Raw genomic sequence first — 11837 nt, 5'->3', positions numbered from 1 at the left:
TGAAACATTTAAAAATAAAAGAACTGTCACCAAGATTATCATATTTTAAGTGACATACCTGCTTTTTATGTTAGTCAAAAGAGCTAAAAAAAGGCTAAATATCCACAAAATTTAAACTAAGTTGCAGAGGGCTGATATTGATCCCTACCGGCATCCTTGGCTGCATAAAGCTGGACATCGGCCGCTTTCATCAGTTCATGAATATCGGCGTATTGATGATGACGATCCATCCAGGCTACACCCATACTTAAAGTCACATATTGTTTTTGATCCGGCCGGTTTAAATGTTCAAACTGGCTGTTTCTTACCGCATTTAAAACCTGCTGCAATACATTTAAAACCACTTCACCCGGCACATTATGCAATACAATGGCAAACTCTTCCCCGCCATAGCGAGCCACATAAGCAGACGGCGGCAAGGCGCTTTGAATAACCTTGACCAAATCCTGCAAGATCACATCACCCTTCAAATGCCCATAATAATCATTGTAATTTTTAAAATAATCGACATCCAACATGGCAAATGCCAAAGCGCTGGTGCTGTGGTTTTTTGTCAAGGTAAATAATCGCTGAATTTCGGCATTTAATGCACGCCGGTTAAAGGCGCCTGTTAATGCATCAATTTGAATTTGTCGTTCCAACTGTTCATTAAGCTGATGCAACTGAGAAGTACGTTCCTGTACTTTCTGATCCAGAGATCGGTTCAGCTCAAATAAATTATGGTTCAATTGCTGAATATGATGAGTATAGTGGGCATAATTTTTTGACTGCTGAAACATAATCAGCAATGCATAGAAACTGGTTGAAATAAATGAGAGGTTAAAGGAATCAATAAAGTTAAGACTTAACAAGAAGTCATGCAAGAAAGTGACACATAATAAAATCACCGCCCATAAATTAATGCTTGAATATTGCTCTTTCGATTTCATAGTCAGATAAAAACCGTGAGCAAAATTTAGAATTACAATCGGACTTATGAGGGAACTATAAAAAGCAAAACGCTGAAAAAATTCAGGTACAGTAAACAAGGTCACGACCATATCAATGCTCAATATAAGCATTGCCAGACCATAAACAACCGGATGTAAATAGCGCCGGTTGAGTAAAAACATATAACTGATAAAAAAGACAACTGCCAAATATGTAAAGAGATATTCCAGGCGCACTCCCCATAACCAGCTAACATTGGTAAAGGTGGTATAGGCATAAGGTGCTGAAAATAAATTATGCAAGGCCAAGAATAAGATAAAAATACCAAACACAAATACGCGGATACTGCCGCGACCAATCGCCTGTTGAAATACTGAAAACATAAGGGTAAATATACCCACACCCAGTACGGCACCACAGACCAAACCAATACTCATCATTAACTGCTGGAACTGGCGGCTAATGGTCGTCCCTACACCGATCCGCATCGGATTCTCCAGCCCGCCATGCAGATGATTAAAATTGGACGCTTGGATAGCAATAGTGAAATATTCTTTTTCTACCACAAAAAAAGCAATTTTAGGGGTATTTTCTGTTTGATGGCTGCTTTCATTTTTTCCCACTTTACCCATCCGAAGGACAAAATCACCATTTAAATACAGCCGGTAAGCACCATATTGATTTGGAATAAAAATCGCAATACGGCGCCCAACAAATTGCTTGGGTATTTTAAAATGACCAACAAATGTACCGTAGGTTTGATTGGTTCCGGTGATGTCTTTAAATGAGGCCGGTAAACTAACTGTGTCAGATTTTAAAACAGAACTGGGTTGAGTAATAAACTGCTCAGGATAATACTGCCATGTCCCTTTTAACGGGATAGAACTATTCTCGGTAAACTCAACATCATTCAAGGATTTTTGATGTAAATAATAGGATTCAGGCGCGGCTTCATATAATGCCCAGACCTGTTTTTGTCCCAGACCTATGCATAGACATATTGCTAGAAAAAGTTTGAAAAAATGGATCAGTTTCTGAATTTTATACAAAAAGCGGATCATCCTTAAATACGCTTAGCTATTTATTAATGTAACGATAAAAAAATAAAACTCAAATTATTTTTCACATATCTGCAAGATCTATCCCTGTATCTTGCAGAATATTTTTTAATCAACCATTAATGCGGATTAATCACGTGTTTTAACATCAAAAAGTTCAATTTCAAAAATCAGATTTGAGTTGGCTGGAATGATTTTGCCCATTTTGCGTTCACCATAAGCCAGATGTGCAGGCACCATTAATTTACGTTTACCACCCACTTTCATGCCCATGATGCCCTGATCCCAGCCTTTAATCACACGACCAGTACCAATCACGGTTTCAAAGTAGTTACCACGGTCAATAGATGAATCAAATTTGGTGCCATCTTCCAGCCAACCGGTGTAATGGGTGGTAATCAGCGCACCTTTTACCGCTTCTTTACCTTCGCCTACTTTTAAATCAATAATTTCCAATTCATTAATCATGGTCATTTACCTAAACTGAGCATCAAATTTTCAATGCTTAGTATAACTGGATTTAGCTGAATGCTTTAGGATTTGGCGAATGTATCTTTAAAAGCTGAGCTCCTGGATATTGGAATCATTCAATAAATAAGCGGTTAATTTTTTATGGTTTTCACCCGAACCGATCAAAATCCAGCGTCCGCTAATGCGCTGCTCGGTTTTATGTTGCACACTGCGAACCACTTTCATGTCATAGGTTTTAAACAATTCTTCATATTGATCTAAAGTCTGGCGCTGATAAGGACAAATAATTCGATAAGTGCGTGCATGGCTCAGGGCTTCTATACCCTCCTGAACATAGATCAAAAAAATCAGTACGATTAAAACAATGAATATAGCGAACAGGCTTAACAGCTCATAGCCTGCACCAGCCGCCATGCCCAATGCCTCTGTCATTCAAATGGTGGTAGCCGTGGTAATTCCAGAAATACGGTTTTCGTCTTTAAAGATCACCCCTGCCCCAACGAAACCCAAACCAGTCAGAATATTGGCTGCAATCCGGTCATGGCTATCTACACCAATTTTTAAAGACATAATGGTAAATAAACATGAACTCAGACTAACCATAATAATGGTTCGAAGACCAGCGGATTTACTGCGGTATTCTCGCTCTGCACCAATAATTGCACCAATGCCCAGGGCAATCAGCAAACGATAGAGATCCGGATGCATATAATTTTCCCTTTATTCATTTTTATTATTTTCAGGTATACGCAATTTTTAAATCAGGATGCAAGCCTAGACCTGCAACCTGTATATACTTATTGTAATTGTTCCCATTCCACCACAACTTGGGCATGATCCCCAATCAAGGTCCATTCACCATCCATCACGTTTAGCTGCAACTGCATGGTGCGCTCGCATAATTGTGGCAATGCTTCTGTAGTCGCGGTAGAGAGTTTCCACACTTCGACATTGCTTAAAGTTTTTAATTTGCTGTTGCGCTTATACCATTCATCTACAGCTGATCCATAAGTGACTACAGCCACTTGCTTACAACGCGCACTGGCTTTTTTTACCTTATCTTCATCTGGACTGCCCACTTCAATCCACTTGATCAGCTGACCAGTTAAGTCTTTTTGCCACAAGGCAGGTTCAGCGGTTTCAAACAGATCTTTGGTAAATTCTAGGGCTTCATCTGCAAAACGGGCATAGGCCAAAATACGTACCATCAAGCGTTCAATGGTTTCCGATGGATGTAGCGCCATAGTGAGTTGATAATCACCATATTGATGATCATCCATATTGGCAATATTTAAATCCGCCTTATAAATCGTTGCTTTAAGCGCCATAAAAGTGTCCTCAAATTTGGCGCCTAGCATATAAGATTTGGATGTATTTTGCTGAAATGTTTTTAATCCAGCTCTGGATGAATCTGGCACTGAAACAGTTGCTGTTCAAATAACTGCCAGTCATGCTGATCCTGCACAATAATTTCAATACGGTTATCAATGCCTTCTTCAGCAGACTGGTAGTTAAATTGTTCCGGATTAAAATTAAAGCTTTTCCAGCCCTGATTGGTATTAAAAATACCTTTAATCCGTAGCCAATGCTGCTGTTCACACAATAAGTCCAGCAAGGCATAAAAATCGAATTGCCAGCGTTTGGGCAATTTCCACCCCGCCACACTATAGCCTTGAGCAGTTTCAACATAGTGATAAGGCAACTGTTTAATTTCTGGTAGAGGCTGTCCAGCTGAAAATGTCTTTTGAATTTTCAGTAAAGGCTGAATTTTGCGTTCAGTTCCGACATAAACCTGATCAATTTGCTGAAGTGAAATCTGCTCTTGCCCACTCATCAGCCAGGTTTGCTGATACGCCTGATATTCGTTTTTAAGTGCCTCTAAGGCCTGATCATCTGCAAAATCCATGGTGTCTGCATGAGAAACCACAATAATATTTGCCGCTTTTAACTGATCTGCATACAAATTTTGCTGCGTCCAGTCCAAATCATGCAAGCGAGAACCATCCACCACCGTAACCAGTGCACGCATGGCGATACTCTGCTGCCAATGCGGTTCGGTAAGCTGTTCCAACAATTGTGCAGGATGGCCGAGCCCTGTCGGTTCGATAAATAAGCGGTCCGGTTTGCTTTCAGATAATAAGCGCGACAAGGCAATCTGCATCGGCAACTGGCTGCTACAGCACAGACAGCCGCCCAATAGCTCCTTGACTTCATAACCTTGCGTTTGCGGCAACAACTGTTGATCGACCCCAATTTGTCCAAACTCGTTCATCAATACCGCCCAAACCTGATTTTCTGGCTTTTGACTGAGCAAATGCTTGAGCAAAGTGGTTTTTCCAGCACCTAAAAATCCGGAAATAATATGCGTCGGTACAGCTTGAGTGGGAGAAATCAGTTTCAAAATTTACTCGCTTTTGAGAGGGACTAAAGTCAATGGCTGCAAGTGTATGCTGCTCTCTCAAGCCATCGGCAGCTAGCTCCACTTTAATTTTTTCCCTGCGGGATCGCAACGAATTCAACAGAATTTAATGCTTCGCCTGGCCTTTTTAGCGCTTATTCTTTTATTGATAGACATGCTTAGTAACCTTGCTTGTGCACTAACTATGTGGATGAGAGCATCTTCAAGCGTGAGTTGTTAAACTTTTGCGCAAATTCTGAAAGATTTTTTTACATTTAATCGCAAGTAGCTTATCTGCAAAAATGCTGCTGAACCCCTGTTTTGTATATCACAAGTAAAAAACAGCCTGTTTATAAGCATCTATAGAAATATCTTCATACATTTTTTCTGCAATTTTTGCCGTGTTTCTTACATTACCTAAACACTCAACGCTTACTTGTATTTTTCAGGTTAACAGCTGTGTTTCAGTTTGTTGAATTGATTGCTCACACAGCCCATCAACTTTAGCATGAGTGCTGTCCATATTTTGGTGATGAAAAATATGCGGCTAATAACTTTTAAAAACAAAAAGGATGCCTGATATGAAACTCATTCAAATATTACTTGCTTCTATTTTTACCATCGCTGCTGCCGGCACTTTTGCGGCAAAGGCAGAGAAACCCAAAAAAGAAGAAGAAAAAGTGGTTGTTTCGACCCAAGAACAACCTGCCACAGCCACTGAAAATACAGTGGCTAAACCAGCCTCAGCTCAACCTGCTGAAGAAACTGCGGCTGTAGAAACTGCAGCCGAAAAAACTTCTGCGGCCAAACCTGCTCAATAAAATTTTAAGCCTCGCAATCATTCACTCCACCTTGTTCACACTTGGAATGATTGCATCAAGCAAGCTGAATTATGTTAATAATTCAGCTTTTTTTATTTCTCAAAATTTTTGCTCAATGATAGAAAAAAATGATCATCAATCTGTAAAACCCTATAGTTAAATACATATATAATTATTAATTTTCAATAATTTAATAAATTATCATTTTTAAAGCTGTTTTCTTTTCATTCTACATCTCTACTATGGCATAGCTTGTTTGGTTGCTCCACTTCACCGTTAATAGCGTTATTGTGAATTGAATGGATATTCGCTGTGAGCACAAGCAAAACGAATTACACGACTGAAGTGGCAATCTTGGGTGCAGGCCCTGTAGGTTTGACTATTGCAAACTATTTAAGCAAACAAGGCGTTCAGGTCACCGTCATTGAGCAGTTAGACAGCTTGATCGATTACCCGCGTGCAATTGGTATTGATGATGAATCTTTACGTACCATTCAATCACTGGGTCTGGTCAATCAAGTACTACCGCATACCACGCCAAATCATGCGATGCGTTTCTTGACCCCTAAAGGTCGCTGTTTCGCAGATATTCAGCCACTGACCCGTGAATTCGGTTTTTCACGTCGTAATGCCTTTATTCAGCCTCAAGTCGACAATGTTTTGCTGCAAGGTTTAAAGCAGTATGAAAAGACTGAAGTACTTTTTTCACGTCAGCTGAATGAATTTAGCCAGGATGCCAATGGCGTAACGCTTAAGATTCAAGATAAAAACCAGAAAGAAGAAACTGTTCAAGCAAAATATTTAATTGCCTGTGATGGTGGTAACTCGATTGTACGTCGTACTTTAAACATTGCTTTTGATGGTAAAACTGCACCGAATCAATGGATCGTGATCGACATTGAAAATGATCCTCTAGCGACTCCACACATTTACTTGTGCTGTGACCCGGTGCGTCCATATGTTTCTGCTGCACTACCACATGGTATCCGCCGTTTCGAATTCATGGTGATGCCGGGTGAAACTCAGGAAGAACTGAGCAAACCGGAAAACATCGCCAAATTACTGTCTAAAGTATTACCGAATGCTGAAAATATCGAAGTGATTCGTCAGCGTGTTTATACCCACAACGCACGTATTGCCGATAAATTCCGTGTTGACCGCATTTTACTTGCCGGTGATGCCGCACATATCATGCCAGTATGGCAAGGTCAGGGCTATAACAGCGGTATGCGTGATGCCTTTAACCTGGCCTGGAAAATGGCATTGGTTGTACAAGGTAAAGCGACTCCAGATTTATTGGACTCTTACCAGATTGAACGTAAAGACCATGCCAAAGCCATGATTGACCTTTCCGTGATGGCAGGCCACGTGCTTGCGCCACCGAAAAAATGGCAAGGTTTCGTGCGTGACGGTATTGCCTATGCGTTGAATTACATCAAACCGATTAAACAGTATTTGCTTGAAATGCGCTTTAAACCGATGCCGAAATATAATGATGGTGCATTGCTTGCAGACGGTAAAAAGGAATCTCCTGTCGGTAAAATGTTTATCCAGCCACAGGTGAAACTTGAATCTGGTGAAACTGTTCTGCTTGATGAAGTGATTGCGAATGACTTTGCCATTATTGCTTGGGGCGTCGATCCTCAATGGGGCATCTCGGATGCCACTATGCAAGTCTGGAAGAAATTAGGCGTCAAATTTATTCAGGTGATTCCCGAAGTTCAGTTTGGTAATGAAAACCGTAAGCAATTTGACGGCGTGATTACCATTGGCGATATTGGTACCGATATTCGCAGCTGGTTTGGTAAAACATCTGACTCGGTTGTTATTTTACGTCCTGACCGTTTTGTGGCAGCATTGGCCATTCCACAAACTTTAGACCACGTAAGCCAGCAGCTGTTCAAAAAGCTACACGTAAAATAATACAGATATAAAAATACATTCACTGAATCATATTCAGAGGCCTGACCACGCGAAAGCGTGGTCTTTTTTTATCTAAATTCTTTACCGATATAAATTGCATCTTCTTATCCAAATGGGCACGCAGAACGTATATAACTGGACACCCTCTTCCTTTTCTTTAAAAAAGAAAAAACCAATTACCCACGAATGAATAATTGGTTAGGTTTCTAATAACTAAAATTAACCAGTTTGGTGTTCCAGAGTACAATGATGGAACTAGACAAAATTAATCACAGAATCAATTTAATCGCTGAGGCCTTTCAATTTTTGGGCAACAAGATGAGTATGCTGCCTATCAACAGTGCTTAACCCCATATGCTCTGACTCAGCCCAAACTAAATACTCGAATATATCTTGTAATGGTTTTTTGTCTATCAGCATTTTATACAATGGCGCAACATAGCTATCATATTCATCAAATGCTTCTGGAAAATCTTGCACACCAATAGGATCCCATTCATTTAAAAGAATTACTGAAATCCTTTTGTATAAGGATTCAATAAGCTTTATATTTTCTTCCATTACAGATTTCCTTTCATAGTTATTACGACTCAACCTGTTTTGGAATCTACGATAACTCGAACATTATTCACAGGATCACAATCTCCTTTCCTCCCAGATCTGGTGAGATGAGAAGAGGTGTTCAAATAGTTTTTTGATTTTGCATAAATGAAAGAACAAAATAATATTAAGCATTTATTTTCTGAAACCACGGCACATCTTTCATGGAATCACGTTGGGCCAGCAGCTGAATAAACGGCTTGAACTCATCCAGATAAGGCAATATTTTGAAAGAAATGGCAAAAACCATCCAGTAACCCAGAAATAAATCCGCTGCTGAAATTTTCTCGCCCAGTAAATACGGATTTGCCTCTTGCATACCCTTTTTTAAGAATGCCAATACGCTTTCTTCATGACCAAAAGTCAGGCTCCGTTTTCTTTGCTCAATTTGCTCATCCGGCACATTAAGCCCTTTTAAATCCATATATTCAGTCAAAGGTCCATGAGCAAAGAACATCCATTTCAGATAGGCACCACGCTTGGGATCATCCAGAGCCGGTGCCAAACCTTTTTCTATATATTTATCGGCCAGATAAGCAAATATGGCTGCCACCTCCGACACCACAACACCCTGATCGACCAGACAAGGTACTTTCCCCATCGGATTAATGCTCAAATATTCAGCTTGATGCATCTGTTCATACGGCACTTGAATCTGTTCAATCTGGTCTTCTATACCCAGCTCTTTCAGTAAAGGCAGCAGGGTCATGCCACGTGATTGCGCATTGTTGTACAGCTTGATCATTGTTGTTCGGCCTATATTTTTGTTTTAGATTTCGAGTATAGATCAATTTAATTAAGCGAGGGATAATTGTTATAGGACAGCATGGCCATGCACAACGATGCTTCTCACTTAAAAAAAGCATCATGCACTGTAAAAAATTTATTATTAAAAGAAGCCCATATAAAACTGTTCTTTTAAAATTTTTAAAATCAGCTCAATCACTTCATTTTTTTGCCCTTTACGGTAACTGGCATACAGGTCAATCATCGGCAAAGGTTCAATAGTATTTTTTACAATAATTTTATCCCCCAATAGAGGGATCACATAAGCCGGTACCAGGCTCCAACCCACTCCCATGCCGACCAGATTGACATTTAACAGAATGTTGGTCGAATGCTGGACAATGTTGACGTCCAGTTTAGATTGCTTAAAGAAATCGGTAATAATTTTGTGCAACTGCGGTGAGGCATCCTCATCACTAATGACAAAATCCTGATGATTAAAACTCTTGATACTAATATGACGCTGCTCGGCAATCGGTGAATCCTTAGGCACAATTAAAGCCAGCGGTTCACTAAAAATTTGCACGTGTTCCAGTTCGTTCGATTCATCGACATAGCGGGTAAAGGCAATATCAATATCACCTTTTTTTAGGGCTTTAAACTGGTGAGCGTCAGTCAGACTATGAAAGTTAATTTTAATGTCAGGGAAATGTGCTCGAATATTCGGCATGATATAGGGGAAAATTTTCATTTCCGCTACCGGCACAAAGCCAATATTCAACTGGTCTTTACTCAAGTTGGCAATTTTCCGCGCATCCTGAATCGCCTTTTCAGCATGTTCCAGACTTAACAAGGCTTCTTTTAAAAAGGCTTTGCCTTCTTCTGTCAGTTCAACCTTCCGGTTCGATCGCACCAGCAATTGTACCCCGACTTCTTGTTCAAGGTCTTTAATTTGCTGGCTTAAAGAAGGCTGCACCGTACACATTCGCTGTGCCGCCTTGGTAAAATTCAGTTCTTGTGCAACTGCAACAAAATAGCGTAAATGACGTAATTCCACGTACCGTACCTCTTTATTTAAGTTGCTTGAGTGATGCCGAAACTGTGTATTTATAAACAAATAAAGTCAGCACAGTAATTACAGCACAAAATAAATAACTCAGCTGATAACCATAATAGGCAATCATCAAGCCTAAAATGACTGAACCGATTGCCATACCCAAATCAAACAGGGTGAAGAAGGTGGAAATGGCATGTCCCATACGCTGTTTGGCGACAGACTGGATGGCAATGGTTTGAAAACATGGAAAGAGTGAGCCATAGCCAATGCCAATAAATATAGCAGATAACCAGAGCAGCCATTGATTGGAGATAAAACTGACCACGACCAGGCCTATAGCAAAGAAAATAAAGGAAGGATAAATGACAGCACTGGCACCCTTGCGATCATAAATTTTGCCCACCCACGGTCGTACCACAATCATGGAAATGGCAAAGACAATAAAAAACAGGCTGGTATACGCAAGCAAATCTTTAGATTCACTATAAGCAGCAATGAAACTCATAATGCTGGAATAGGCAAATGCAGTCAGCAATGCGACAAAGCCGATCGGTATGGCACGTGTTTCAATAATGTCATGAAAGCCCAGTCGTGGCTTTTCCGTATGCGCATTGAGATGAGTGATCTTGTTTTCCTGTACCGGAATCATTAAACAGAAGATAAAACCCAGACTGATCACTGCGGTTAACAGTGCAAATAACATTATAAAATCAGTAAATTGCAGTACAGTTAAGGCAATTAAAGGCCCAAATACCACGGCAAGATTAGTCGACATGACAAAATAGCCCATGCCCTCGCCCTTGCGATGATCGGGAATAAAATCATTGGCTATGGGCACGGTCACCGTAGTTAATATGCTAAACCAGATGCCATGAATAAAACGAATCAGCAATAAGGCCCACATGCTGTCGGCAAATAGATAGCTAAAAGCAAAAAGAACAAACAGCAATTCTGAACCGCGAAAGGCGATTTTTTTACCTAATTTTTCTACAATCAGTCCGGAAAATGGCCGAACTGCAATGGAAGACACCAGAAATAAGGTCAGTGCCAAACCGGCTTCTTTCACCGTTCCGCCTAAATCCTTCATGATATAAATCGGCAGAATAGTCAGTAAGGCATAATAATAGGTAAATAAAAACAGGTTATTGCATAGACACAATATAAAAGAGCGATTCCATAGACGCCCTGTGTTTGTCGCAGACATAATGACCCACTTAACGGTAGCCTAGTGCTACTTTTGAACCAGAACAGGTTGCATCACCAAACTCACAAGATTGTGTATGTAAGTTTCATCTGGCATGCAATTAAAGAAAATAATCTGATAATGAATCGGCCCATACAGCGTATCCAGCATCAGTTCAAATGGATAATCAGCAATAATTTCGTTACGCTCTATGGCAAGTTGAATCAGCTTGCGTGTTTGCTCACGACGCGGTAATAAATACAGCCTGAAAAACTCACCGGCTGCTTCACGATGCTCGGCCATCACCACCAGTAAGGCGCGTCCTAGAGGATGATGTAGCGCGAGAGACAATTTTAAAAGCTGCTGATTCAGATTGGATTCTAGACTTTGCTCGAAGTCCAAATCAAAGACCGAAGCGGTGTGCTCTTTAAAGGCATCAAAAACCAAATCAGATTTATGCTTCCACCAGCGATAAATGGTCGACTTACCCACCCCTGCACGTGCGGCAATATCTTCGATGGTTAAATGACTGTAATCATCTTGTTCTAATGCGGCAGTTACTGCCTGCAAAATACATTGTTTGCGACGGGAAGTTTTTTCTAACTCACTCACTGTTCACCAAAAACGATACGATACGTATCGTTTTATATTAGGCTAATTTTTGCTGCAT

Annotated in this window: 11 protein-coding genes and 1 pseudogene; 2 read left to right on the top strand and 10 right to left on the bottom strand. The window is 40.3% G+C overall.

All coding sequences use genetic code 11. From position 1 onward, the window contains the following. Nucleotides 1-116 precede the first annotated feature (116 nt). The 5 genes and pseudogenes from WAE57_RS05140 to WAE57_RS05120 form a co-directional block, all read right to left on the bottom strand. On the bottom strand, nt 117-1931 hold the full coding sequence (locus WAE57_RS05140) for a diguanylate cyclase (protein ID WP_337708904.1): 1815 nt from the start codon (nt 1929-1931) through the stop codon (nt 117-119). 186 nt (nt 1932-2117) lie between these two features. Continuing rightward, nucleotides 2118-2456: an FKBP-type peptidyl-prolyl cis-trans isomerase gene (locus WAE57_RS05135; protein WP_086176864.1), complete on the bottom strand. Its 339-nt coding sequence runs from the start codon at nt 2454-2456 to the stop codon at nt 2118-2120. An 87-nt stretch (nt 2457-2543) separates the two neighbouring features. Further along, nucleotides 2544-3167 (bottom strand): annotated as a pseudogene (locus WAE57_RS05130) (MgtC/SapB family protein). Nucleotides 3168-3256: 89 nt separating this feature from the next. Continuing rightward, nucleotides 3257-3787 carry a YaeQ family protein gene (locus tag WAE57_RS05125; RefSeq protein WP_337708839.1) on the bottom strand — a complete coding sequence of 177 codons (531 nt, stop codon included), beginning with the start codon at nt 3785-3787 and terminating at the stop codon, nt 3257-3259. A 62-nt stretch (nt 3788-3849) separates the two neighbouring features. Continuing rightward, complete coding sequence (locus WAE57_RS05120) at nt 3850-4860, bottom strand: GTP-binding protein (protein WP_337708837.1); 1011 nt, start codon at nt 4858-4860, stop codon at nt 3850-3852. 578 nt (nt 4861-5438) lie between these two features. Between WAE57_RS05120 and WAE57_RS05115 the strand changes: the two genes are divergently transcribed. Together WAE57_RS05115 and WAE57_RS05110 are read left to right on the top strand one after the other, a co-directional pair. Continuing rightward, complete coding sequence (locus WAE57_RS05115; RefSeq protein WP_337708835.1) at nt 5439-5678, top strand: hypothetical protein; 240 nt, start codon at nt 5439-5441, stop codon at nt 5676-5678. A gap of 312 nt (nt 5679-5990) precedes the next feature. Beyond that, nucleotides 5991-7601 (top strand): bifunctional 3-(3-hydroxy-phenyl)propionate/3-hydroxycinnamic acid hydroxylase, encoded by a 1611-nt coding sequence (locus WAE57_RS05110; RefSeq protein WP_337708833.1) that lies wholly within the window; start codon nt 5991-5993, stop codon nt 7599-7601. 282 nt (nt 7602-7883) lie between these two features. On the opposite strand, the gene WAE57_RS05105 is transcribed toward WAE57_RS05110, so the two are convergent. The 5 genes from WAE57_RS05105 to WAE57_RS05085 form a co-directional block, all read right to left on the bottom strand. Further along, complete coding sequence (locus WAE57_RS05105; protein ID WP_237786196.1) at nt 7884-8162, bottom strand: hypothetical protein; 279 nt, start codon at nt 8160-8162, stop codon at nt 7884-7886. Nucleotides 8163-8328: 166 nt separating this feature from the next. Then, nucleotides 8329-8946: a glutathione S-transferase family protein gene (locus tag WAE57_RS05100; protein ID WP_337708832.1), complete on the bottom strand. Its 618-nt coding sequence runs from the start codon at nt 8944-8946 to the stop codon at nt 8329-8331. Between the two features lie 144 nt (nt 8947-9090). Then, nucleotides 9091-9984: a LysR substrate-binding domain-containing protein gene (locus tag WAE57_RS05095; protein WP_337708831.1), complete on the bottom strand. Its 894-nt coding sequence runs from the start codon at nt 9982-9984 to the stop codon at nt 9091-9093. A 13-nt stretch (nt 9985-9997) separates the two neighbouring features. After that, nucleotides 9998-11188: an MFS transporter gene (locus WAE57_RS05090; RefSeq protein WP_337708830.1), complete on the bottom strand. Its 1191-nt coding sequence runs from the start codon at nt 11186-11188 to the stop codon at nt 9998-10000. Between the two features lie 27 nt (nt 11189-11215). Next, entirely contained in the window at nt 11216-11779 is a 564-nt protein-coding gene (locus tag WAE57_RS05085; protein WP_337708829.1) for a TetR/AcrR family transcriptional regulator, read from the bottom strand. Nucleotides 11780-11837: the final 58 nt, after the last annotated feature.

Source organism: Acinetobacter sp. NS-4 (genome assembly GCF_037402435.1).
Classification (GTDB): Bacteria; Pseudomonadota; Gammaproteobacteria; order Pseudomonadales; family Moraxellaceae; genus Acinetobacter.
Note: the sequence above shows the minus strand (reverse complement) of the source record. Positions and strands in the feature narration are given on the sequence as shown.

Excerpts from the sequence above, each read along its gene's own strand:
- WAE57_RS05115 (WP_337708835.1), top strand. The coding sequence starts at position 5,439 with ATGAAACTCATTCAAATATTACTTGCTTCTATTTTTACCATCGCTGCT.
- WAE57_RS05090 (WP_337708830.1), bottom strand. The coding sequence starts at position 11,188 with ATGTCTGCGACAAACACAGGGCGTCTATGGAATCGCTCTTTTATATTG.
- WAE57_RS05105 (WP_237786196.1), bottom strand. The coding sequence starts at position 8,162 with ATGGAAGAAAATATAAAGCTTATTGAATCCTTATACAAAAGGATTTCA.
- WAE57_RS05100 (WP_337708832.1), bottom strand. The coding sequence starts at position 8,946 with ATGATCAAGCTGTACAACAATGCGCAATCACGTGGCATGACCCTGCTG.
- WAE57_RS05125 (WP_337708839.1), bottom strand. The coding sequence starts at position 3,787 with ATGGCGCTTAAAGCAACGATTTATAAGGCGGATTTAAATATTGCCAAT.
- WAE57_RS05135 (WP_086176864.1), bottom strand. The coding sequence starts at position 2,456 with ATGATTAATGAATTGGAAATTATTGATTTAAAAGTAGGCGAAGGTAAA.